This is a genomic window from Brevibacterium sp. HMSC063G07, from assembly GCF_001810665.1.
Lineage (GTDB): Bacteria > Actinomycetota > Actinomycetes > Actinomycetales > Brevibacteriaceae > Brevibacterium.
On the sequence record NZ_KV802363.1, the window covers coordinates 314,525 to 339,991 of the forward strand.

Sequence of the window (25,467 nt, forward strand, 5' to 3'; positions counted from 1 at the left end):
TTCGGTCGGGCTGTGCTGGAGCGCGGCCCTTTAGCCAGGTGTTGCCGGTTAGGCAATAAAGGGGAGGCGGAAACTACGTTTCCGCCTCCCCTTTATTGCCCTCAGAGAAGAGTTATTGCGGCACTCGGCGGGTCGATTAGGTGCGCAAGGCCTGTTCGTTGTATATACTCGCTGGTAATCTTATGATATTCGGCCTTTTCACTCCATTTTCACGTCAAGCGTTCAGGCCAGCGCTGGACAGCAATAAGGACGCCTTATGGGTTCACGGATGACTTCCTCTCTGCTTACGCGAATGACTGCCGTTTTCGCGGTGCTTGCTCTTCTCTGTGCAATAGCAGTGCTTGTGCCACAGCCAGCAGAGGCCGCGGGGGAAATGGGAAAGCCTGGAGAATCACAGGCAGTCGAAATCGGCCAAAGCAATATTCAATATGGCCTGAGGCTGGCAAAAGACGGCGGATCAGGCTGTCTGATCACCAAGTCCAATGGCTATGAGCCCGGTGACAACACCTCGAACGACGGCAATATCTGTGCCGGGGATATCGCCCACTACAGCATCGACCTGAACGTCAAAACAGCAGCTGATCCGATTACGTTCACGGTTACGCCAACGTGGCTCAGTGCCGAAGCTCGTGCGGCTGGTCTGCCCGAACCCACCGTGAAGCCGACTCTGAAGACTGGTTCAGCAAGCTATGCCGGCGTTTCGGCCACGGTTGATGCTCAAGGCGCCGTAACTGTGAAGGCGGAACCGAATAAGAACGCGACTGTTTCGCTGGAACTCACAGCATCGACAATCCAGGCACTGGAACTCCGGGGCGGCGAAAACCCTGAGGGCACGTTCAATCTTGGGCTCAAAGCCGCTAAGGAAGACGGCTCTGCGCTGAAGACCGCGGTCGCAGACAAGAAGCTCAGCGTACTCGTCGAGCCTCGTTTTGACCAGATGATCGAAGACCCGCAGAGCGGGGTCACCACCACTGTGCGTGACGGCGTTGAATATATCGGCATCAGTGCTCGATCCGGATTGCCGGCTTATCCCGCCGACCAAAAGCACAGTCCTGCCCCCAGCGGTGCGACACCGAAAGGTCGGATTCTGCCGATCGATCCGGAAACCATCAGCCGCTACACCCTCGTGATGCCGGAAAATGCTCCCTTTAAGGGCGACGAGGTGCTGGTGTCCTATGACGGCAGCGATTGGAAGAAAGCCACGGTCGACGCGAATGGCAACCCGTACGTCGACGGCAAGTACGACAAGTCCAATCCGCCCTTCCGTTTTCTCATCCCAACCAAGGGCCTGCCCTCGGGCAAGACGGATTTCATCACCCGCATGGACATCGTGGATGAAAACGGCAAGCCTGCGCGGGTGAAAGACAGCCGCGGAGTGCCGTCGAACATTCCAACCGCGAAGGGTAATAGAGCACTTGGCGATAACACTGCCGACCCCGGCGGCTTGACCGAGTGCAGCGCATCCACCGCTGACGCCGGGCAGGGTCTGTTGGCGGGCAAATACGGCTTCCCGAACAACAACTGTGCCAAGCAGACGGTTGACCTGACCAAGTGGAAGTGCACGCACCCCGGGGGCTGTCCTTCAGCCAAGTACGACGTCGGAATCAACTGGGTGGAGACCGAAGAAAAGGGCAAGCAGGCTTTCAACTACAAGCAGGCTCTTACAAGCGCGAATGTCCGCATGGAAGTCACGCCCGTCGACGTTAAGGACAACCCGACCATCTGTTCAGTGTGGCAGCCCGGCGTGCAGCGAGTCGTCGCTACCGGAAACGCCTACGTTCCCACCATTCAAATAGGCAACCAGGGCAAGGTCAACATCCAGGACGTCTTCCCGGATGCCAAAGTGTACATCACCAAGGCTGATAAAACCAATAAGGGAACAGCTCCTGACTGTTCTGGCGACGCCGATTGGGAAGTCTTCTACGACGCCTCCGCCAAAGTGACGGGCAATAGCTTTGCCGACCCGGGAAGCATGAAGTCCAATGAAATCGCCGGAATCAAGATTGTCATTCCCGGCGAGAACGTCATTCAGAGACCGACGACTTTCCGCTACGTGGCTACAACGGGTGACCCGCGCGTGGTGAGCACACAGGACACCGTCAAGGCTAAGGAAGGCGACGCGGAGTACTACAAAACAACGAACTTCGCGCAGGTCTTTGAAGGCGATAAGAAGAAACGCGACTCGAAGGACGTAATCCTTGCCGAAAAGCCGTCGGCAGGAGTTCGCGACATCTGGGGCAGCGTTGGCGAAAAGCGTGTTGGCGGTATCGGCCAGCAGAAGCAGGAGCTCATCACGGCCGGTCAGGTTGTTGTCAACAACGGGACCAATATTGCAGTGAATTCGAGCACCGCCGATGGTAAGCCCACACGTGTTCACATGCGGATCTATCTGTCCAAGTGTGTCACCGCTGACGAAGAATCGCTGTCACGGGGAATGAAGTATCACAAGGGTCAGATCTCCAATGACCCGAAGGACTGTGCTCCCTCCACAGACAATTACATTGAACGAACGTGGGCGCTGTCAGACAAGAAAAACGAAACTGACGACCCGAACAACGACCCGTTCTTCCCCATCGGCTGGGCGGATAAGAATGCCGGAAAGTCCTCGGACTTCTTCCAGCCGTGGGACAACGGTCAGCCGAAGCCGACATTCACGGTCATGACTCCGGCGTGGGCAGGACCGGGCCAGCAGTTCGACATCGTGCACTCGTACCGCATAACGGGAACGCCAGAGCTGAAACTGGATGAAGCTGTCAAGGCGCTGAAGGAGAACACGTCCATTAAGACCGTCACTTCCTCCGCCAATGAGAACGCCTTTACACCGAGTGAAGATAAGGCGAAGGACTACACTCCGCTGGACTCGCGTGCAGCGCTGACGACTCTGACTGTCCCCAACGTTGTCGCTGTGGGCCTGCAGAAGTCTGCTGAGGACAAGCTCGTTGATCATGACGCTGCGTTTCAGCACTCGCTGAAGCTGACCAACCACACCGATGCACAGCTGGGAGCCACGCAGTTCATTGACGTGTTGCCGTTCAACGGCGACTGGCGGGGCACTGAGTTCAATGGTGAGTATTGGCTGAAAGACGTGCCGGAATATGTAGGCACAAGCGGCGTGGAAGGCCGTCAGATCTACTACACCTACGACGACCCGAAGACTGTGTCGGTGTGCCCGACCAACGCGAAGGGCAAGGGAGACCTCAACGCGTGTGAAAACGCGGCTAAGGCCACCAAGCGGGATATTGACAAGGCCCCGAGCAACACCAACTGGGAGCTGCTGACCAAGGAAGTCATCGAGGAACAGGCGAAGCCCGGGGCTAGGCACATTACAGCGCTGCGCTTTGACAGCCCCCTGGTGAAAGCGAACTCCAACGATGCCTACCAGCTGAACTTCCAGCCGCACGGAAACAAGCACGGCGACCTGTACGTCAACTCCACGGGTGTTGCCACCATGCACGCCACCTATGGAGACACTGCAGAGACAACGGGCGTTGGGGCACTGCCCGTGCCGCAGCCTGATCCCGTCAAGACCGAGGTCTACGCTGCGAAGGTCTCGGGTACCGTCTATCACGACAAGAACCGGGACGAGAAGCAGCAGGACGGCGAAAAGAACCTGTCTGGCTACACCGTGACCCTCTACGAAGTAGACGAAGACGGTGAGGTCAAGAAGGACGACAACGGTGAACCCGTTGTGGCGGGAACCACCAAGTCGGATAAGGACGGCAACTACACGTTCGAGTCCGTAAAGCGCGGCAACTACCGTGTGGTGGTCAGCCCGCTTGAGGAAACCGACATCAACACCGAAGCCGGTAAGGGTACTCCCGGTTCGTGGAACGGCAAGGTCATTACCGTGACTGAACCGAAGCCGGAGGAATACGACGCCAGCAAGCCGCAGGCGCACACCAAGTACGACTTCGGCGTGTTCAAACCTGCTCCGAAGATCACGCTGGAGAAGACCGTCAACGAAAAAGAGTCTGCCGAAGTCGCTGCTGATGGCAAGGCAAAGTTCGTTCTGGCCGGTGAGAACAGCGGCAATGTCGATCTTGAAGACGTGAAGCTGGCAGATGACTGGGTCGAGGATAAGGAACCCCTTGATCTGTCCTGCACCATCACGCCGAAGGCCGGAGGCGTGTACAGCGGCGATGCCACGGAAGACTTCAAGGAAGGCAAGGCCAAACTTGCGGTAGGCGATGCCTACAAGTGCACCGGCACCTACACCGTCACGCAGGATGACGTTGACGAGCAGGTCACGCTGCCGAATAACGCTGATGTGACCGGCAAGTACCCGTACAAGTCGGCCACCACCGGCGAGGACAAAGAACTGCCTGTCGAAGACAAGAGCAAGGCCACTGTCACGGTGCCCGAAGCGAAGCCCGCTGTGGAGGTCACCAAGACCGTAGACGGTGAAAAGTCGGTCCAGAAGAAGGCCGGTGAAAAGGCAGAATGGTTCATTACCGGCAAGAACACCGGCAATGTCACGCTGCACAATGTGAAGCTGGCTGATGAATGGGCCGGTGGGGACATTGATCTCACCTGTAAGCAGGGTGAAGAGGAAATCGACGTGCTTGCTGGTGGAGTGACTCTGCCCGTCGGCGCTGAGTTCACGTGCACCGGTGAAAGTGAAATCACTCAGGATCAGGTCGATGCCGAAGACCCGCTGCCGAACAATGTCACGTTGACCGGCAACACGAAGAAGGACCCTGAAGCTGGCACGAAGGTCAGTGCGCAGGACACTGCGACTGTCACGGTTCCCAAATCCGAACCTTCGCTGTCACTGGAGAAGACTGTCACCAACTGGGCAAAGGGCGCAGAGCCCCTGACCACAGGTGACAAGGTCGAGTACAGCTTCATTGTGTCGAACAACGGCAACGTCACCGTAAAGGATGTCAAGATCGACGATCCGAAGGTTGAAGACATTGACTGTGGTGACGCCAGCACAACTCTTGCTCCGGGAGAGTCGATTGAATGCACTGCTTCGCACGTTCTGACTGCCGCCGATGTCGAAGGACAGGCGGAGTACGTCAATAAGGCAACGGCAAACGGTGAAGACCCCAAGGGCAAGAAGGTCAAGTCCAATGAACCTTCTGCCAGTGTTGAGGTCGGCACTCCGAAGCTGGAGCTCGAAAAGAAGGTCAAGGACAAGAAGGACAGCTACCGTGCTGGTGACGCAGTGAAGTACACCTTCACTGTCACCAACAGCGGCAAGGTCACCGTAAATAACGTCGCGGTCAACGACTCGATGCTGGATGAGGCTGGCGTTGAAGTGACGTGCGAGGCTGCGACTCTGGCACCGGGTGAGGCAACCACGTGCGAATCCAATGAATACACAGTCACCGAGGCCGATGCCAAGGCTGAAGAGGTCGTCAACACGGCCGTTGCAGTCGGCACATCGCGCGGCGGTGGCGAGGATGACGGAACGCCAGTTCAGTCCAATGAATCGTCCGCTGTGATCACGATGGACAAATCACCCACACCGGAAGAAACGGGCACCGAAGAGCCGGGTGAGCCGGGCACCGAAGAGCCGGGTGAGCCGGGTACCGATGAGCCGGGTGAGCCTGGTGATTCGGGACCGACTAAGCCTGGCGAACCGGATGAACCAGGTAAGCCCGGTGCTCCTGGACCGGCTAAGCCGGATCAGTCTGGTGGCGCTGATAAGCCAGGTTGGATGCCGCGGACGGGTGTTGAGGTGACGGCCGCCGTGCTTGCCGGACTGGCTCTGGTTGCTACAGGTGGGCTGGTGATCCTGGGCTCCCGCCGCAAGCGCCAGAACTGATCAGATGGCTGGCCTGAATACAGCGAAAGCCTGCTGATTCGGCAATAAACGGGGGCGAACACTCAGTGTTCGCCCCCGTTTATTGCCAAAAGAGCAGAGTTGGCTGTTTGCTTAGGCGGTTCGGCCCAGGCGCTCAGCTAGGCGGTGGAAGCCGGGGTCTGGGTCGCCGAAGCGGTGCAGCGTCATCGAGATGGCCTGTTCGTGCAGGTAGTAGCGGCCTTCGATTCGGCCCGAGGCGGTCACCGGCTCATCGAGCACGGCCACTTCCGGTCGGTCGACAATGGCTTCGAGAACCTCCGGTTCCGCCGCGCCCAGGCAGCGGACACGGGCTGCTCCGTTCACCAAAAGCTGGCCTTCGGACAGGCGTTTGCCGAACTCGGACGCCGATTCCACAACAACGCTGCCGCCCGTGCCGACCGCACTTCCTCCTGCGCCAGCAGCCGCAATGGCAGCAGCACGGACAGACCCTTCTGCGTCAGAGGCAACACTCCAGGTCAGGGGCGCACCCAGGCATTCGGCGGCGTCGGCCACGCGCGTGATTTCAACAGGCTTTGCCTCCGCAGTCACGCGCACCGTCACAGCCGTCGGCAGGTAGCGGAAGATGTTCGCTTCCGAAGCAAAACCATCCGAGTCGCGGGCAACGCCGAACTCACGGCGAATGGCTTCGTCATCAGAGCGGCGGGCGCGTTCCAGCCAATCGCGTTCATCACGCGTTGCCGCAGTGCCCGAAACTGAACCACCCGCATCACCCGCAGATGTCGAGGTCTTCGGTGCCTCCACATCGTCAGCCTGAGAAGCAGAGACAAGCGCGTCCGCCCAGGTGCCCAGCATGTGGACGTAGTTGGGGCCGCCGGCTTTCGAGCCCAGCCCAACCGATGATTTCTTCCAGCCGCCGAAGCTCTGCCGGCGCACGATCGCACCAGTTATACCGCGATTGACGTACAGATTGCCGGCTTGCACGCGGCGCAGCCACTCTTCGACTTCGCGCGGATCGAGCGAGTGAATGCCCGCGGTCAGACCGTAGTCGACGGCGTTCTGCAGGCGGATTGCCTCGTCGAGGTTGCGCGCGTGCATGAGCCCGAGTACCGGCCCAAAGCATTCCGTCATGTGGAAAAACGACCCCGGCTGCACGCCGGTGCGGATGCCCGGACGCCACAGCGGGCCAGGCATGCCCGGTGTGCGCCGGTCAGAATCTGACGAGGTGCCGCCGGCTCCCACCTGGCTCTCACCAGGGGAAATATCCCCGGTTGGGATGCCGGGTGCCGCGGCGAGCAGTTTCGGTTTGATGAGCCATTCTTCGCCGACTTCCAAGCGAGTCAGCCCGCGCTGGAGCTTGTTGCTGGGGGCTCCCGTCAACGGTCCGACGGTGGAGGCCAGGTTGAGAGGAGAGTCCACGATGAGGGATTCCGTCGCGTCGACCAACTGGCGCAGGAAGCGCTGTGAATCGTACATCGAGCCCACCAGAATGCCCAGCGATGCGGCTGAGCACTTCTGGCCCGCGTGTCCGAATGCTGAGTTCACGAGGTCAGCCACGGCGAGGTCACGGTCGGCTGACGGGGTGATGATTATTGCGTTCTTGCCGCTGGTTTCGGCGTTGATGGCCAGCGAGGGGCGGAATGAGCGGAATAGCGCGGCTGTGTCAGAGGCTCCTGTAAGGATGACCCTGTCAACGTCCGGATGGCTGATCAGGGCCTTGCCGGTGTCGCTCTCGATCGGCGGCACCAGCTGCAGGACGTTGCGCGGGATGCCGGCTTGCCACAGCGTTTCGACGATCATCCGCGAACACGCGGGCGTCATGCCCGACGGTTTGTGGATGACCGCTGAACCTGCGGCCAGCGCTGCCACGGTCGATCCCGTCGGAATTGCTACGGGGAAGTTCCACGGAGGTGTAATGACAGTTACTTGATCAGGTGTGAACTGCACGCCGTCACGGGCTTCGATTTCTTCGATCTCAAGAGCCTGATCGGCGTAGTAGCGGATGAAGTCGATGGCTTCGGACAGTTCGGGGTCGGACTGGGCGAGTGTTTTGCCCGCTTCAGCCGCTGCGACTGCTAGGAATTCACCGCGTCGCTGCGCAAACAGCTCAGCTGCCCGCTGGAAGTAGGGCAGGCGGCCGCGCGAGCCGAGCTTCGCCCAGTCGGCAGCAGCCTGCTTGGCGGTCTGCACAGTTGCGTTGACGTCGAAGTCGTCTGCTGTTCGCGGACTGATGTCAATGCGTTCAGCTGCCGCAATCACCTGCCGCGACCATTCCTGGTTGGCCGGCAGGGCGGGGTCGGTGTTCGGCTCGTTTGCAAAGCCGCGCATCGGGAGCGCTGTGGGTTCTTTCGGGTCCCGGTTTGCTGGGTCTGCCGCGGTGCTGGTGGCGGCGGTGGATTCGGCGGGAGCTTCGCCCGAGGCGCCCTCGGCTGCCACGTCGATACCGTCTGCCGCGCTTCCCTCACCCTCACCGGTGCCCGCGCTCTCACCCGAGGTGCCGGGCTGGGAGGTGAGCGGCGCCTCGTGCAGTCGGTTCTGTGTGCGGTTGGGGCCGGGAGGTGTGTCGCCTTCGCGGGCAAGCACGGTTTCGAGATCGCCTACCGAGGCCAGGAAGCGGCTGCGTTCGCGCTGGAAGATGGGTCCACCGTCGGTGAGGTCGAAAATGCCGGACATGAAGTTTTCGTTCGCGGCGTTTTCTTCCAGGCGGCGTACCAGGTAGGAGATTGCGACGTCGAACTGTTCGGGTGCCACGGCCGGAACGTAGAGCAGAACATTGCCGACGTCAGCTGCGACCTGCTCGGACTGTTCTTCGGCCATGCCGTGCAGCATTTCGAACTCGACGCGGTCTTCAACACCTCGCCGCTTGGATAGGTGATGGGCAAACGCGATGTCGAACAGGTTGTGTCCGGCAGCGCCCAATCGGAGGCCCTTCATGTTCTCCGGGGTCAGCAGCCAGTGGAGGACCCGCTTGTAGTTGGCGTCAGTGGCCTGCTTGGAGGGGTTGACGGTCAGGGGCCATTCGGCGGTTTCGGCGTGCACGCGTTCCATGGACAGGTTCGCACCCTTGACCAGCCGAACCTTGATGCCAGCACCACCATCGGCTACGCGCTGTGCGCCGAATTCGGCGATCCGCTGGGTGGCTTCGAGTGCGTCCGGCAGGTAGGCCTGCAGGACAATGCCGGCTTCCAGCTGTTTGAATACCGGTTCGCTCAGCAAGCGTTCGAACACATCGATTGTCAGGTGGAGGTCCTGGTATTCCTCCATGTCGAGGTTGATGAACTTCGGGCCGCGGCCAGCGGCTTCGAGTTCGACGGCGTCTTCGTAGAGCGGGCGCAGGCGGTTCACCACGTAGTCGACGGTGCCCGGGTAGTCCCACATGCTGATCTGCGAGGCGACCGAGGACACCTTGATCGACACGTAGTCGACATCGTCCCTGGCCAGAAGCCTGCGAGTGTCCTGCAGGTGACGGTCGGCCTCCTGTTCGCCGAGCACTGCTTCGCCCAGCAGGTTGATGTTGAGGCGGTGCCCGGCTTCGTGCATGGCCTTGACTGCCTTGCCGAAAGGTTCGGGGCGGGCGTCGATCACCATGTGCCCGACCATCTGCCGCAGGCGAGCCTTGGCGATGGGAATGACCACGTGCGGCAGCTTCTCAGCCATGGCCGCACCGGTTTTGATCTGCATGCGCTCGGCCAAAGGCAGGGACTTCGGAGTGAGCTCGGCGATTTCGGTCAGTGCTTTTGCGGCGGCCCGGGGGTCTTCCGTGCGGATCACTCGGTCCACGAAGCCCTGCGTGAACGGCAGTCCGTTCGGGTCTTTCAGCACTGCCGCCAGCAGGCGGGCCCCCTTGTCTGCCTGGCGGGTGGCCTTGTTGGCTGCTCCGTTTGCTTGGGGGTTCGCGCTGGATTCTGCTGAGCCGCTGGGGCGGGCTTTCGCGATTGTCCCGGTCCCCGAGGTGGAGCTCGCCTCATCCTTTTCTCTCGCCCTGCGCAGCCACGTGCGGACGGTGTTGATGGCGTCGGTGCTGACTGCGGACAGTTCGGCGTCGGTGACGAAATCTGCTGGTTGTGTCTGCGACATGATCACTCCTCTTCACTGAGCTGCTTAAGCCGCCGGAAAGGCTGTGCTTTCCGGTGATGGCGCATGCCACGGTGCATGGGCCGTTTGTCGACATTCTGCTGTTGAGCTGCTGGCAACAGTGAGCGGGTGAAAGTAATCTGAGTCAAAAGTCAGCTGTGCCCGGGTGAGGGGAGCCCTACGAAACCGGGGCGCGGGAAGGCGCGTGGCACCTCGGCGGGCGAAGGTTTCGCAAGAGAAGCCGTGTGCAAAGGAGGTCACGTGTCAGGCGCAGGGTATGAGCGACCGGTTCGGAAGGTGCAACCGGACAGGCGGGAACAGGCGGGCCGGGATGGAACAAGCTGACCGGCAGGAACAAGAGGCTCAGCGGGCGCGCATAGGGCGGCCTGAAAAGCAGTCGCGGGCGAACCGGGCTGTTGCGCGGGCTTTGGCGCTGGCCGGGCGCGATGTTGTCGGGCAGGTGTACGGCACGCGTGGGCTGGCCGAAGAGCTGGGCCTTTCGCAAACCCTCGTTTCGCGCGCTTGCCGATGGTTGGAAGGTGCGCCTGATGGCGAGGCTTCGGGCTCGGTGGGCACTGTGGCGAAAGGTGTACAGGCTGCGGCTGGCAATGCTGACAGCACATCGCACGCGGACACACAGCCGGCCTGTGTTTTCATCGACGAAATCCGGGTGGAAGACAGCCGCTTGACGCTCATCTTCAGGACGGGGGAGAGTGCCATCCCTGATGGTCCCGAGGTGGGAACTCAGAAGGTCCGCCCGAGCACCAAGACCGCTGATGCTTCTGGGGACTCCGCTCGCACTTCCGAGGCATCATCGCGTCCCGAGTGGGGTTCGGTGAACAGGCGTCGGCGAGGGTGGGCCTTCTTGGCGGCTTTGCGGCAGTGGTCGGACCGAGAGCTGTTCAGCATTCACATTGCCGCCCCAGACGGCTCTGCCCAGGTGCGGCAGTTCGATGACTTTGACGCTTTCGCAGGTGCGGTCGCCGGCGTGCTGGTGCGCATGGGCGGTGGGCAGGTCAGTGTGCAGGAGCTGGACGGCGGGCTTGCGTGGGTCCGTGAGACTGGCTCTGCGGGTGTGCCCGGAGCAGGCGGTGTGCCGTTTGATGTTCTGGAGTTCCTTGCCGATGCAGTTGCCGCTGACGTCAACACTTTCTTCTGGCGCAGACCAATAGAAACAGCGCAAAGTGGATTGGCTTTTGACTCACTTTCTGGCGCCTCGGGCTCTGCGGGAACTCCAGCCAAGTCAGACCGCGAAAGCCAGGACCCGGTTCTGCACCCGTGGCGCGAAGTCGGTGACAGTGTGTGGCGGCGGACCTTGGTGGCAGAGCTTGAAGCCGATCTGCGCGAACGCAGTCTCCAGGCTGGTGATCAGGTGTCTGTTCGCCATTTGGCCCTGCGGATGGGCGTTGCTCAGAAGGAGATCGTGCGCGGATTGGGCGAACTGCAGATGAACGGCGTGCTTGAGCGTGCGGGCAATGTGTTCCGCTTGCCGGTCGTGTCCGGTGAGAGTGTGCTTGACCTTTACGCCGCGCGGTATGCGGTGGGTGTCGTGGTGTTGCGGGGCGCCTCAGCAGGTAGAGCCTCCCGCCAATCCACGGCCGGACGCACGCCCGCCGGAGCTTCCGGCACCCACAAACCCACAGCCGGCCACCCGAGCCCCAGCCAGCGAACCGTGAGCCAGTCGAGCGTGAGAGGGGCGGTATCTCGTGCGGAGCAGGCCAAGGGGTCCCTGCATATTGCGGATAGGGCGCTGTCGCGGCTCGAGGAGGATGATTCCTTGGGCCCGCGGTCGGTGGATCGGCTGGATTTGCAGTTTCAGCAAGGGCTTGCGGAGGCTTCAGGCTTGGAGCACACGGCAGATGTTTTTGATTCGCTGGGGCAGAGGCTGCGGTTGCTCATTGCGATTTTGCGTGTGGATTATGAGCCGGCTGCGGCGAAGATCCGTTCGGACAACGCTGCGATTCTTGCGGCGGTGCGCAAGGGCCGAGCCGACCAGGCGATCGCGGTGTGGCGAAGCAAGATCGAAAACGCGGTGCGGCACATGTCGTCCGTCGCCGGTCTGCGCCGCTTCGATGTTGCCGCGTGGCAGAGCCTGGTTGAGTAGGGCGTGGCGCGGCCTGACAGCGGTGCCAGTCAGGTGGGCCAACCATCCGGGTGAACTCTGCTGTCTAGGTGGAAAACGGAGGCGAAAAGTGCGATTTCGCCTCCGTCTTCCACCTAATTAGCAGAACTGCCGAGTAGGCAAAGGCCTCCGAGGTGCCGGACCAGCTGGCCAGCCGACCCTCACCTCCCGCCGTCACCTCGCTAAGGCTTGGGTTCAGCATCCGCTGACCAGGCGCAAGGCGGGAGGGCCAGCCAAAAGGGACCCCGTTATTGGTTGAAAGTTAAAATAGGCAATGTGGCAATCGGAACATGACCGATCGCGAAAAGCTGCACCCAGAACACTCGAAGCCGGGCGTTTACGTGTCCAAGGACAAGGCGTTTGAGCGAGACATGGGCTACATAGACGACCGCATTGTGGCCGACCCGGTAGGCACGCCGAAAAAGCACGACGACCAGATTCTGTGGTCTGTCGAGGCTGGGCGGTATCGCCTGGCGGCGGCGAAGGCGTGTCCGTGGGCGAATCGCACGCTGATTGTGCGCAGGCTGCTGGGTTTGGAAGACGCGATTACGCTGGCGTTGGCTGGACCGACGCACGATGAGCGTTCCTGGACTTTCGATCTGGACGAGGGTGGCGTCGACCCGGTGCTCGGCATCGAGCGGCTGCAGCAGGCCTACTTTGCGCGCTTCCCCGACTATCCGCGGGGGATTACTGTTCCGGCAATTGTCGAAGTGGAAAGCGGCGAGGTGGTCACGAACGACTTCAATCAGATCACCTTGGATTTCTCGACGGAATGGACCGCGTTCCACCGGGAAGGCGCGCCGGATCTATACCCTGAAGCGCTGCAGGGCGAGATGGACCAGCTGATGCACTGGGTGTTCACCGAGGTCAACAACGGTGTGTACCGCTGTGGTTTCGCGGGATCGCAGGAGGCTTATGACGAGGCCTTCGAGCGTCTGTTCACAGCTTTGGACCGGCTTGAGGGGCGCCTGACAGGTCAGCGTTTCCTGATGGGTGACTCGATTACCGAGGCGGATGTTCGTCTGTTTACGACGCTCGCGCGGTTTGACGTTGTGTATTACTCGCACTTCAAGTGCAATCGTCAGCAGCTGCGCGACTTTCCGGCGCTGTGGGCGTATGCCCGTGACTTGTATCAGATGCCCGGTTTTGGTGACACAATTGACTTCCAGCAGATCAAGGATCACTACTACATCGTGCAGAAGTCGGTAAACCCGACCGGCATTGTGCCGTTGGGTCCGGACACTTCGATGTGGATGGAACCGCACGGGCGTGAGGCACTGTCGGACCGCCCTTGGGGCGACGGCACAGCGCCGCAGCCGGTGGGGTGATTTTCAGTTCCGAACTCACCATTCCGTCGAGGCCCTACCTAACACCCGAGGCGGGGGTCAGCTTCCGTAGAGCCGACCCCCGCCTCGTGAGTTCTCAAACCTTAGTCGGTCGGTTGTCAGTCGAGTGCGCGACGTCGGCTGACGTCGACGTCCTCGAGGGCCTGTTCGACTTCCGCCTCTAGGCGAGGCGGAACATCGACCGGGCTCCCTGCACCCGCCTCCGTGCCAGGAACCCCAGCTGCGCCGGCAGCTCCGTCTGCGCTTACACGGTCGCCGTCGGCGTCGACGACAACGTGCTGCAGGCTGCCGTCGGACTGCTCCTCGGCGATGACCTTTTCGTACTCCTCAGCGAGTTCGGAGTCGTCGTAGAGGTGCTTCTTCGGGTTCAGTACTGTGGCGCTGACCAGTGCGAGCACCGCAATTGCCATGACGTACCAGGCGGCCGAAGATGTGATTCCGGTCTGCGCAATGAGGAAGGTGGCCACGAAGGGGGCTCCGCCTCCGAATACGGCGGCCGGGATGTTGTAGCCCAGGGACATGCCCGAAGCGCGGATCTTCGCCGGGAACAGCTCGGTCATGATGACGGCGCTGGCGCCCATGAAGACGGCTACGGACGCGCCCAGCAGGATGTGTACGCCAATGGCACCCCAGGCGTTGAGCATCGGGACGATTGCGTAGGCGGGCCACGCGATCAGGACGTATGTGCCTGCTCCGACCAGCAGCACGGTCTTGCGGCCCACGCGGTCGGACCAGACGGCTGCCGCGATGATGACGCCGATAGATACGAGTCCGGTCACGATGTTCGAGACCAGGGCGATTTCCTGGCCGTGGCCGTTGACCACGCCGATGTAGGTCGGCATGTAGGTGAAAACCGAGTAGTAGGCGGTTGCGTGCATGGCGCCGATGCCGAAGATGATGAGCATGTTCTGCCACATCTTGAGCGACTCAGTCAGCGGTGACTTTGTCTTCTGCTCGGTGGCTTCCATCATCTGGAACTCGGGGGACTCGTCGATCTTCTGGCGGATGTACCAGCCGATCAGGCCCAAGGGCAGCGCGAGGATGAACGGAATGCGCCAACCCCAGTCGGCCATGCCCGCCGTGCCCATCACGAGCGTCAAACCGGTGACGGTCAGGGTTCCCAGAAGAACACCGGCAGTCGTTGAGACCACGATCCACACAACACCCAAGCCTCGGCGGCCGCGCGGGGAGTATTCAGCCATGAATGTTGAACCTGAGCCGTACTCACCTCCGGCTGATAGGCCCTGCAGAAAGCGCAGCGCTACGAGCGCAATCGGTGCGAGGATTCCAATGGTCTCGTAGGTGGGCAGAATGCCGATCCCGAATGAGGCCAGTGCGATACCGGACAGCGCCATGATCAGGACGGGTTTGCGGCCGATCCTGTCTGCCAGCGGGCCCAGGATGATCGAACCGATCGGCCGGGCCAAGAATGCGAGGCCGAACACGGCGAATGACGACAGCAGCTGCACTGACGGTTCGGCTTCGGGAAAGAAGTGCTGGCCGATGTACACGGCGAGAACTCCGTAGACGGTGAAGTCGTAGAACTCGATGGTGTTTCCGACCGACGCGCCGAGGAGGGCCCGGCGCTGGTCTCGGGTGAAGCGGTCTTTGCCGTCGGCGCGCGGCGGACGTGGACTGTTGCGGGTTGGAGTAGACATGGAAGTCCCTTGGATAGTGCGGAAAGAGCGAGATCGCCTCGGCTCCGTTGTCGAGGTGCCTAGTTGGTTCCGTATATCTCTTCTGTTGTCAGGCTTGCTGAAGTGTGTGTCAGCTTCAGTCTGTTCTAAGTGGTTGGCGCCGTGACGCGGTGGTGTTCGCGCATGGCTGCGATGTTTTCGCTTAGCCGCCGAAGGGCTGAACAGCGCTGTTCAGTTAACGGCGACTAAGCGAAAACACTAAACGTTCAGAGGGGTGAAAGGGAATACCCAGTCCAGTATTTGGACAGGGTCGGAGGTGGGGCTCGCCTCAGCTGCGTGGCCGAGTGAACTCTGCTGTCTAGGTGGAAAACGGAGGGAAAAATCGCGATTTCGCCTCCGTTTTCCACCTAATCTGCAGAACTGGTGAGTAGGGAAAGGCTCACGAGGCGCCGGGCCGGTGCGGCTGGCCAAACTCGCCTTAGGGACGAACTCACCACCAGCCGGCCCGGGTGACGTTGGAGACTCGCCGAAGTGCCAACGCCACCCTCCCCGGTGCCGAACTCACCGGTTCACAGTCCGCGGCCGATGAGTTCCTTCATGATTTCGTTTGTGCCGCCGTAGATCTTCTGCACTCGGGACGATGCGTAGGCCCGGGCGATGGGGTATTCGTTCATGAAGCCGTATCCGCCGAATACCTGCAGCACTTTGTCGACGATGGTGTTCTGCATGTCGGTGGCCCAGTACTTGGCCGCGGAGGCCTTTTCGGTGGAGAGCTCACCGGCAGTGTGTTCGGCAATGGCGTGGTCAACAAACGTCCGAACAGCCAGCGCTTCAGTGGAGGCTTCGGCCAGCACGAACTTCGTGTTCTGGAATTTCACGATCGGCATACCGAAAGCCTCGCGGTCCTTCGCATACGCAATGCCCGCGCGTACTGCGGCTTCGGCAACTCCGGCACCGCCGACGGCAATCGCCAGGCGTTCCTGCGGCAGCTGGTTCATCAGCTGGTAGAAGCCCTTGCCTTCGCCGGCTTCGCCCCCAAGAACGTTGCCAACGGGCACGCGCATGTCGGTGAAGAAGAGTTCGCGCGTGTCCTGTCCGCGCATGCCCATTTTGTCGAGCACACGGCCGCGTTCAAATCCAGGCGCCCACGTGCCGGATTCCCCAACAACGTCTTCGCCGCCAACTTCAGCGACGATGAGCGAAATCCCCTTCGCGCCCGGTTCGTCCGAGGTGCGGGCCACGATGATCACCAGGTCGCAGTGGGTGCCGTTGGTGATGAACGTCTTTGAGCCGTTGATAACCCATTCGTCACCGTCGCGGACTGCTTTTGTGCGCACGGCCTGGAGGTCGGATCCGGTGCCGGGTTCGGTCATGGCGATTGCGGCAACGTACTCGCCAGAGGCCAGTTTCGGCAGCCAGGCCCTTTTCTGCTCTTCGGTGCCGTATTCGAGGATGTAGTGCGCGCAGATGGACGAGTGCACGGAGTAGCCCCACGCGTCATCAAAGGCGAGCCCCTGTTCGTGCAGGACCACCGCCTCGTGCCGGAAGTCGCCGCCACCGCCGCCGTATTCTTCGGGCACGGAGATGCACAGCAGCCCCGCCTGTCCGGCCTTGCGCCAAACCTCGCGGTCAACGCGGTGCTGCTGCGCAAACCGTTCCTGGTGGGGTGTGATTTCGTTGGCAATGAATTCGCGGGTCAGTTTGCGCAGTTCGCTGATCTCTTCGTCTTCCCAGGTTCCGCGGTAGTTATCCAGGATCATGTGTGCTCCTTTTCTGCGTGGTGTTCTGTTGTGTCTGCTGGTCTACGAGGCGCCGGTCGGCTCGCGCTCTCACGCTCACCTGCCGGCGGCTTCCGGTCAGGGGGTGTAGTAGTCGGCGTACTGTTCGCGGATGAGCTTTTTGTTGAGTTTGCCGACTGATGTGCGCGGCAGTTCGTCGATGAATTCGACGGCGTCGGGCATTTGCCATGACGCGAATGTGCCGGACAGGTGTTCGTGAATAGATTCGAGGCTCGGCGGGTTGTCGGGGTCTTTGGCTACCGCGAGCACCAGGGGCCGTTCGGTCCATTTGGGGTGGGCGATTCCCACGACGACGGAATCGGCGATGCCGGGGTGGCTCAGCAGCAGGTTTTCCATGTCGATGGATGAGATCCATTCGCCGCCGGATTTGATGACGTCTTTGATGCGGTCGGTCAGTTTGAGGTAGCCATCGGGGTCAATCGACCCGACATCGCCTGAGCGCCAGTAGCCGTCGACGAATCGGCCTTCGAGTTCTTGTTCACTCATGCCGTTGTAGCTTGTGGTCACCCAGGGCCCGCGCAGGCAGATTTCGCCGACGCTTTCGCCGTCCCAGGGGACGTCGTTGCCGATGCCGTCCAGCAGTCGGATTTCGATGTTCGGCACGGGGTAGCCCTGTTTGCGTTTGAGCTCCCACAGTTCTTCTTCGTCGTATTTCTGCAGCGCTTCGGGTGTGAACCGGTTGACGGTGGCAATCGGGCTGGTTTCTGTTGCCCCGTAGGCCTGGATGGTTTCTGCCCCGACCAGTTCTTTGAAGCCGCGCATCATGCTCAGCGGCGGTTCCGATGCTCCGCAGCCTAAGCGCAGGCGTGAAAGGTCGGGCATTTCGTCCAGGCTCTTGATGTAGTCCAGCATGGGCGACAGGATGGCCGGTGCGCCGTTGGCGACGGTGACGTCTTCGTCGATGAGCACTTGTGTGAGATCGCCGAGGTCGTCTGCGGAATAGCGCCCCGGCAGCACGATCTTGGTGCGGCGCAGCACGGATGCCTGCGGCCAGCTCCAACCGGATGCGTGAAACATGGGCGTGATGACCATGACGGCGTCACTGGGTTCAATGCCCACTTCCAGTGCAAGCATGTACGAGTGCAGAACAACTGAGCGGTGCGAATAGAAAACGCCCTTCGGCCGGCCGGTGGTGCCGGTTGTGTAGCAGGCGGCAAACGCTGAGCTTTCGTCAATCAGCGGGAAGTCGTAGTCCTCATCAGCCCCGTCCACGAGGTTGGTGAGGCTGGTCCAGTTGGTGAGCTCCACCTCGTCAGGGTTGATGGGAGCTCCATCGGAGCTCATGACGACCCACTTCTTCACGCCGGGGGTTCTGGCTTCGAAGGAGTGGGCCACGGGCAGGAGGGTGGTGTCGACGAAGATGACGGATGCGCCTGCATCTTCGACGATGTAGGCGAGGTCTTCGGCGGCCAGGCGGATGTTCATCTGGAGCATGACCGCGGCGATTCCGGGAATCGCCCAGTAGAGCTCGAAGTGGTTGAGGGAGTTCCAGTCGAGCACGCCGACGGTGTCGCCCGGCTTCACGCCCAGCTTGTCGGACATTGCGGAGGCCAGCCTGCTTATGCTGCGGTAGGTCTTGGCGTAGGTGCAGCGCTTCCATTCTTCCCCGCTGCGGTAGACGATTTCGCGGTTCGGCTGGGAGCGGGCGGCGTGTCGGATCAGCTGGGTGGTGTTGAGCGGAACGTCGTCGCCCATGGTGGAGGGGCGACCTTTGACGATTTTCTTGTTGGTGCCGAATGGGCTTGGCGGGTGGATGGCAGACATCGTTGTCTCCTTCATTCCTGTTTGTCGCTGGTGTAGGTCACGCGGACAGTGAGGTCGGTGGTGCTGCGCGGCGGCAGTCCTTCTGAGTCTTCGAGGCCGTCCCAAATGTGGTCAAGCATGGGCACCAGGAAGAGTCGGCCCAGGTAGCGCACCAAAAGTTCGGCTACTTGGACTGCTTCAGGCTGGGTCGAGGTGGAAAAGCCGGCACTGCGGGCGCCCCGGACCACGTCGCGGGTCAGCTCCGTTATTCGGTGGGACAGGCCCGAGGTGCCCTCGGCATCCGCTCCCGGGGCCAGCAGGACACGGCGGGTGTAGTCGACGATTTCGGGGTTGGCTTCCAGCAGACGTTCCACATTGGCATCGCGGATCCGGCGCAGTTCATCGGCGGTGCTGATGTCGGGTGGGAGGTCGTCGAGGGCTTCCCTCAGGCGGGCGAGGATATCGTCCTCGATTGCCCGGATGAGCCCGGCTTTGCTGCCGAAATGGTGGACGACGGAGCCGTGGGCTATGGGGGTGGCTTCGGCTATTTGGCGCAGCGACACCGCGTGGTGGCCGTGGGCTGCGAACAGTTTGAGCGCGGCAGTGCGGATGCGCGCTTTGGAGGACATATCGCCGTGTGTCAGGTCAGCCACGTGTGCGTCCTCTCGTGTGTGGGGCTGTGGTTGGAGTTCACTTTTAGACTCTTCTCCAACTGGATAATAACCAATACACTTGGAGAACAACAGGGGTTCTGCGCTAGAGCCCCCGTAGGTCAGGCTGCCGATCTCAAAGACGCGAAAGGATCACCCATGGCCCACTTGTCCCACATTCTTGAACGCACAGCACAGCGCAGGCCCGAAGCCACAGCGCTCATCAGCGACGAACTCACCCTGTCCTATCCGCAGCTGAACGCGGCGGCCAATCAGTTCGCCCGAGTGCTGGCTGATCACGGTGTGGGCAAGGGCGACCGGGTGGTGCTCAACAGCATCAACAGTCCGTACTTCGTGGTTGCTGCCTATGCGGTGTTCAAGCTCGGGGCAGTGCTGTCGCCGGCAAACCCGCAGTCCACGGGGCCGGAGCTGGCGTATTTCCTACGTGACTCCGGTGCGAAGGCTTTTGTTGCCCACCCGGCGCTCGCCAAGCCGTCAGCGGATGCTTTCGAGCACCTGGGCGAGGGAGAGGAAACCACCGAAGCCCCCATCGGCCTGAGCCTCGGCCCTGTTGACCCCTCGACCCCGGGTGCCGATCGGTTCACAGACGCGCTCGCCCTCAGTGACCAAGCCGACGACACCAACCTGGGCACAGCGGTAGAGGAGGGCGATAATGCGCTGATTCTCTACACCTCGGGAACTACGGGCAATCCCAAGGGAGCGGTCCTGGATCATCACGCGGCCATTTGGGCCGGTATGTCCTTGGGGCTGAGCACGGGGCTGCACGAGGGTGAGCGAGTGTTGATGATTGCGCCGATGTACCACTCGGCGCCGTTGACGAATGTTCTGTTCCCCACGATTCTGGCTGCCGGTGCGGTGGTTATCCGCCCGACGTTCGATCCGCAGGATGCGCTTAATGCAATTGAGAAGCACAAGTGCACGTTCACGTTTGCGGTGCCGACCATGTTGGCGCTCATGCTGCGGGTGCCGGGTCTGGAGAGCATTGATGTTTCGTCGATGCAGCGGATCTTCTACGGGGCGGCGCCCATGCCGGGCTCGCTGGTCACCAGGGTGATTGATGCGTTCCCGAATGCTCGGCTGACTCAGGGCACGGGCTTGACTGAGGGCGGTCCCGGTGGTGCGGTGCTCACGCACGAGGAGATTCTGGAGCGCCCGTGGGCTTCGGGCCGTGGGGCCAACCCGAATGGTGTGTACCGGATTGTCGACCCTGAGGGCAATGATGTTGCCGAAGGTGAGGTCGGCGAAATGATCCTGCAGTCCGAATCGATGATGAAGGGCTACTGGAACAAGCCGGAAGAGACCGCGAAGACCATCCGGGATGGCTGGCTGCACACCGGTGACCTGGCCAAACGTGAATCTGACGGCTACATGACGCTGGTTGACCGGATGAAGGACATGATCATCTCCGGTGGGAAGAACATCTATTCTGCCGAGGTGGAAAACGCTGTCTCTGGTCACCCCGGTGTTCTGGATGTGGCTGTTGTGGGTGATCTTCACGAGGTGTACGGGGAGACCGTTGTTGCGGTGATCGTGCCGGCTGATCCGGAGAACCCGCCCATGCTGGAGTCGATTCGCGAACATGCAGCGCAGACGCTCTCGAAGTTCAAGCTGCCCAGGAAGGTTCTGTACAGGGATATTCCGCGCAACCCGTCGGGCAAGATTCTCAAGCACCGGTTGCGCGATGCCGTGAGGAGCGAATCCGCGGGGGAGTGAGTCGCTGAAGGGTGAGGTCCGGTAGGTGGCTCGTGAGGGGTGAAGGGGCGTTCCGGGTTTTCCTGGGATGCCCCTTCGCTGGTGTGGCGCCGCGTTGATGACTAAGTCAGAGAGGTTGCCTTTCATAAACCAGCGCCAGGTCCGCTTGCGATCCCTAGAATGCAAGGTACCCCGCCGCTTATGGTTTGTTCTGAAACGCTTGCGTCGGCTGGGGAAGTGTAGGTTGGGCAGTCCGGTGAAGGTAGTGAGTTGCTGATGAGTAACAGTGAGGGACGACGGCCAGAGGCTTTGGACGGCCCAGAAGGTGGCCGTGCAAAAGGCGAAACTGCTTCGGAATCTGCTGTCACGCGCGAGTGCACCGGGCAGTCTCTTCGCGGTGGAGGGCCCAGAAAACCTGGAGTCTGCGCCGTCGATGCGAGAGCGGCGGATGTCGACAGGCTTCTGAATCAGGCTCGTGCCGATTGGCGCGAAACGCTGGACATTCTTGCCAACAGATGACCATTGTTTACCTCGGAGTGGAGGCTGTCATTGGGTGGTTGCAGGGTCGTTCGCCTTGCCGGGCTTGGTTTCCGTGTTGACAGAGCGTGCCAAGTCAGCGTGCTGAGGGAATATGATCTGTGCCATGAATGTAGGGCTTACTGATCTCGACGACATTCTGAAATCACTGCGTGTTCTTAACCGCGGTACGTACGTCTACCTGCCGGTTGAGGAGGTTGCGAACCTGGCCGAGGTGCTGGCTGTTATCAATGAGGATGAAGGCTCATACGCTGTTGCCCCGGCCATGGTGGACGTCCGCATTGAGAGGTTCACGTGCTTGACGCTGGATGTGCATTCGGCTTTGACGTCAGTCGGGCTGACCGCGCTTGTTTCCACTGTCTTGGCTGACGCTGGTATCGCCTGCAATGTGATCGCTGGTTACTACCACGACCATCTGCTGGTACCGGAAGATAAGGCTGAGCAGGCTCAAGCGCTGTTGGCCGCACTGCCCACGAAGAACAGATAGCTCGTCATAGTTGCTTTGATTCGCTCCCGGAGGCAGACGGTGCGGATTGGGCTTCACGAGGCCGAAGGTGGTGGTCCGGTGCGTGCACTGACACAAGAGGAAATCCGCTTTGTCCAGCACATCTGTGAGTACGGGTGGGCCGATCCTGCGTCGGACATCGACCGGGCGAAGCTAGCCGATCAGGTTGACGACCTGATGGTTGAGTCCGGGTGCGAGGTGGACAATTGCCCGTGCCTTGATTTCGCGTATCAGAACCGCAAGGGCGGGGCTGACGATGTCGACGGTGCTTCAACCGAGCAACACGTTGTCTTGGTGATGGATGTCAACGGTACGCCTTGGCAGGCGAACCTGTTTGTGACTGGCGGGATTATCGGCTGGTTGGAGTTCTCCAGTTTCAGCGACGACTATCCGTCGCGTTTGCCGTCGACCAGTGACCTGCGCTGATCTGACGGATGGCGGGGTGGCTGACTGCCTACATTCGCCACTCCTGGACTAGCAGGTCGACGAGGTTTCGCTGACGACATTTGACGCGACTCAGGTCGAGGAGCGCAATGCTGAAAACATGGAAATTGCTCGGCTGTTTGAACAGTTCAAGCTGGAGCTGACGGCAGGGTGCGGCATAGATCTGGCGCACCACCATCGACGAAAAGGCAAGCGTTTCAGCTAGGCGCAGGTCCTCGACCGATCCCCCTCCCCCGAACCTTCCCTGCTGGCTGAGGGTCGCGGGTTAAGGCAGCCGTCTGCTGGCAGGAGGTGGTGCGAATCTGTGTCGAGCCTGTGGGAGGGGGACGGGCGCGGATAGGCTGGCCTTAATCTTGCTTAAACGAGTAGTGGAAAGCGATGAAGATGGCTAGCGATATTCCTTCTGTTGATGAATTCCGCCCACTTGTCTTGCGTGCTCTAGCTGACGGCCAGGAGCGTGGCCGTCGGGAACTTAATGAAATGGTTTCCACGCTGGCCGGCTTGTCGCGAGACCAAATGCAAGAAACCTTGGAATCGGGGCAGCTGCGATACAGGAATCGGATTGGCTGGGCGCTTTCATCGTTTGCCAAGTCGGGGTTGGTGGATCGGCCTAAGCGGGGCCGTTACAAGATCACTGAGTATGGAAAGACCGTCGACCGGCGCTCTTTGCGTGAATATAGCGAAACGGACATGCTCGAGTGGGACACGTGGCGTGAGTACAAGGAAGAGGTGGCGTAGCGCCGTCAGATCAAAGACGGGCATAGTGCGACCGAAAGTGAAATTGAGCCTGCCGAAGACCCGGTAGAGGCTATGCGCACTCACGAGAAAGCGTTTAATGCGAGTATCGAGACTGATTTGCGTAAGCGCCTGCAGTCATCGTCCCCTGAGTTTTTCGAACGGGCTGTAATCGAACTCCTGTGGGCCCTTGGTTATGGCGGAACGCACGGCGCGAAGCAGCATGTGGGACGATCTCACGATGAAGGAATCGACGGAGTCATTCGTCAAGATGCGCTTGGATTGACCAATGTCTACATTCAGGCGAAGCGTTACGCCGACAACAATAAAGTCGGTGACCCTGATATCCGCACGTTCATCAGATCTCTCGATGCACAAGGTGCCAATTTGGGCGTATTCATTACAACGTCGAGTTTCCAAGACAAAGCAAGGCGAACGGCCGAAGGGTACCGTCACGGCAAGATCGTGCTCATTGACGGAATCCGGCTAACGGAGCTCATGCTCGACTACGGGGTTGCAGTTCAAAAAGCTCACCAGTTCACGCTGTATGAAATCGACGATGACTTCTTTGAGGACGAACTGTTGTAGCGGCACGCTCGATCCATAGCGATCAACGAAAACAGCTGCCCACTGGGTCATTTCAATGGGGAACTGTTTTCGTTATTCAGCTGAGCCGTAGGTGTCCTATCCCTGGTAGAGCACTTCGGGCAGCCATGTGACGGGTTGAGGGAAGGTCGAGAACAGAACAATCGCCAAGCCCAGCACGACGTTTGAGCCCTGTCTGGCACCAGCCACTCTTGCTCTGCTCGAACACTGCGGGTGCCTGTCTGGTTGGCGCCCCGCCGCTCCTCGCGCAGGATCACCGAGTCACGTCAGAGCCGCTATCATAATTATCATAAACTTTCATAAGCGATCGTGAGAGTGGCACATGACTGATGCATTCGACATTCCGCCGGTTCCCGATGCCGATTACGTGCGCTCACCATTCACCCCGACCTTCGGGGTGATTCCACCCCGCTTGGCTGATCGACAGCAGCTGGTTGATGCTTTCGCACGGATGCTTGATGAGGGCCCCGGGGCTCGCGGGCAGGCCACTCTCATCACCGGACAGCGCGGTATGGGCAAGAGTGTGATGTTGAAGGTGTTTCAAAAGGTCGCACAGTCGCGTGGTTGGATATGTGCTCAGGACCAGGCCAGCCCAGGTGTTGTTCAGCGGTTGACCGAGGCTCGAATCCCTGAAGCTATGGCGACGCTCGATTGGGAATCGCAGTCGAGCATGCGCATCACCGGGGGAGGATTCAGCGTCATGGGTTTCGGCGGCAGCGTTTCCACCACAAGTGAAGACCGTTTCCCCGTAACTCCCGATTTCCAGCACCAGCTCATACGTGCAGTTGAAGCACTTGCGGAGCGAGGCTCAGGACTGCTGGTCACTTTGGATGAGGTGCACAGGTCAAATATCGACGAGCTGCGTCAGGTTACGGATGCCCTAAGTGCCGCTGTTTCCGAACGAGCTCCCGTTGCATTCGTCGGCGCGGGCCTGCCTGCCTCCATCGATGACCTGGTGAATGACCGTGTGTCGACGTACCTGCGGCGTGCGGAGCGCATCGACCTGGGGCTTCTAACGGAGGCCGGGGCTCGAGAAGGGCTCACCCGCCCTTTGGAAAAAACGGGCAAATCGATGTCGAAGCAGGCTCTAGAGCAAGCTGTCGCGGCTTCCGGTAGGTATCCGTACCTAGTGCAGCTGATCGGCGATGAAGCATTCAAACTCGCAGGGAGTGAAGACGTCATTACGATCTCGCACGTGCGCCAAGCGGCAGCGGACGCTCAGCGGGTCATGTACCGGCAGATTCACGAACCCACATTCGCTGGGCTTTCCAGTCGCGACCGCGACTATCTGTACGCCATGTCTGCAGACGAAAGGGCGTCCATGACCGCCGAAGTGGCCAAACGCATGAACATGGACCCCCGCAATGCAGGCACCTACCGCAACCGACTGTTGGCCGCAGGTGTCATCGAGTCGCCTGCGCGAGGCGTTGTGACGTTTACGACGCCCTACACGCGCGAATACATCCTGGAGCGTGAGGGCTCGTCCTGACGCGCCATCATAAAAATCATAAACTTTCACAAAGAGGGGGTCGGTGGCCGTGAAATCCCGTCATCAAGCGTCCCGTTATGAGGCGGCTGAGTGAAGTTGGTCTAGTCGGGTGTGCTCGGAAGGATTTGCCGGGCACACCATCCACTCACGATGTGGAGGTTAGGTTTCTATGCATCTTCCAGTTCCGCTTGCAGGGTGGGGCGACGGAAACCACGCGTGATGACGAGCAGCCAAATCAGGCCCAGGGCTGCCCATATTCCGCCAAGGTGCAAACGTGATCACCCTTTTCCAACGGGCTTTCCGCGTGAACACAGTAGGTGC

At 60.5% G+C, this 25,467-nt stretch carries 14 protein-coding genes; 9 read left to right on the top strand and 5 right to left on the bottom strand.

Going from position 1 to position 25,467, the window contains the following annotated elements:
- Positions 1-373: 373 nt before the first annotated feature.
- Complete coding sequence (locus HMPREF2757_RS10005; RefSeq protein WP_218079093.1) at positions 374-5,770, top strand: DUF7507 domain-containing protein; 5,397 nt, start codon at positions 374-376, stop codon at positions 5,768-5,770.
- 111 nt (positions 5,771-5,881) lie between these two features.
- Here the strand turns inward: HMPREF2757_RS10005 and HMPREF2757_RS10010 are convergent, their stop codons facing one another.
- Positions 5,882-9,823, bottom strand: coding sequence for a proline dehydrogenase family protein (locus HMPREF2757_RS10010; RefSeq protein WP_070576156.1), 3,942 nt, complete (start codon positions 9,821-9,823; stop codon positions 5,882-5,884).
- 328 nt (positions 9,824-10,151) lie between these two features.
- Between HMPREF2757_RS10010 and HMPREF2757_RS10015 the strand changes: the two genes are divergently transcribed.
- Positions 10,152-11,924, top strand: a complete 1,773-nt coding sequence (locus HMPREF2757_RS10015; RefSeq protein WP_070576159.1) for an FCD domain-containing protein — start codon at positions 10,152-10,154, stop codon at positions 11,922-11,924.
- Positions 11,925-12,232: 308 nt separating this feature from the next.
- Positions 12,233-13,270, top strand: a complete 1,038-nt coding sequence (locus HMPREF2757_RS10020) for a glutathione S-transferase family protein (RefSeq protein WP_070576161.1) — start codon at positions 12,233-12,235, stop codon at positions 13,268-13,270.
- A gap of 116 nt (positions 13,271-13,386) precedes the next feature.
- Here HMPREF2757_RS10020 and HMPREF2757_RS10025 read toward each other — a convergent pair whose 3' ends face one another.
- The 4 genes from HMPREF2757_RS10025 to HMPREF2757_RS10040 all read right to left on the bottom strand — a co-directional run bounded on the left by HMPREF2757_RS10025 (position 13,387) and on the right by HMPREF2757_RS10040 (position 19,120).
- Positions 13,387-14,946: an MFS transporter gene (locus tag HMPREF2757_RS10025; protein WP_070576166.1), complete on the bottom strand. Its 1,560-nt coding sequence runs from the start codon at positions 14,944-14,946 to the stop codon at positions 13,387-13,389.
- Between the two features lie 548 nt (positions 14,947-15,494).
- Positions 15,495-16,685: an acyl-CoA dehydrogenase family protein gene (locus HMPREF2757_RS10030; RefSeq protein WP_070576168.1), complete on the bottom strand. Its 1,191-nt coding sequence runs from the start codon at positions 16,683-16,685 to the stop codon at positions 15,495-15,497.
- Positions 16,686-16,781: 96 nt separating this feature from the next.
- On the bottom strand, positions 16,782-18,488 hold the full coding sequence (locus HMPREF2757_RS10035) for a long-chain-fatty-acid--CoA ligase (RefSeq protein ID WP_070576172.1): 1,707 nt from the start codon (positions 18,486-18,488) through the stop codon (positions 16,782-16,784).
- An 11-nt stretch (positions 18,489-18,499) separates the two neighbouring features.
- Positions 18,500-19,120, bottom strand: coding sequence for a TetR/AcrR family transcriptional regulator (locus HMPREF2757_RS10040; RefSeq protein WP_176745925.1), 621 nt, complete (start codon positions 19,118-19,120; stop codon positions 18,500-18,502).
- Between the two features lie 156 nt (positions 19,121-19,276).
- On the opposite strand from HMPREF2757_RS10040, the gene HMPREF2757_RS10045 reads away from it, so the two are divergent.
- The 6 genes from HMPREF2757_RS10045 to HMPREF2757_RS10070 all read left to right on the top strand — a co-directional run bounded on the left by HMPREF2757_RS10045 (position 19,277) and on the right by HMPREF2757_RS10070 (position 25,146).
- The gene (locus HMPREF2757_RS10045; protein ID WP_070576175.1) at positions 19,277-20,851 is read left to right on the top strand and encodes a class I adenylate-forming enzyme family protein; all 1,575 of its coding nucleotides are present in this window, start codon (positions 19,277-19,279) and stop codon (positions 20,849-20,851) included.
- 622 nt (positions 20,852-21,473) lie between these two features.
- Entirely contained in the window at positions 21,474-21,854 is a 381-nt protein-coding gene (locus HMPREF2757_RS10055; protein ID WP_070576180.1) for an ACT domain-containing protein, read from the top strand.
- Positions 21,855-21,932: 78 nt separating this feature from the next.
- Entirely contained in the window at positions 21,933-22,298 is a 366-nt protein-coding gene (locus HMPREF2757_RS10060) for a hypothetical protein (RefSeq protein ID WP_141750250.1), read from the top strand.
- 396 nt (positions 22,299-22,694) lie between these two features.
- The gene (locus HMPREF2757_RS12030; RefSeq protein ID WP_218079094.1) at positions 22,695-23,054 is read left to right on the top strand and encodes a winged helix-turn-helix domain-containing protein; all 360 of its coding nucleotides are present in this window, start codon (positions 22,695-22,697) and stop codon (positions 23,052-23,054) included.
- Positions 23,055-23,126: 72 nt separating this feature from the next.
- Positions 23,127-23,639 carry a restriction endonuclease gene (locus HMPREF2757_RS12035; RefSeq protein WP_218079095.1) on the top strand — a complete coding sequence of 171 codons (513 nt, stop codon included), beginning with the start codon at positions 23,127-23,129 and terminating at the stop codon, positions 23,637-23,639.
- Positions 23,640-23,979: 340 nt separating this feature from the next.
- Positions 23,980-25,146 carry an AAA family ATPase gene (locus HMPREF2757_RS10070; RefSeq protein ID WP_070576185.1) on the top strand — a complete coding sequence of 389 codons (1,167 nt, stop codon included), beginning with the start codon at positions 23,980-23,982 and terminating at the stop codon, positions 25,144-25,146.
- The last annotated feature ends 321 nt before the right edge of the window (positions 25,147-25,467 follow it).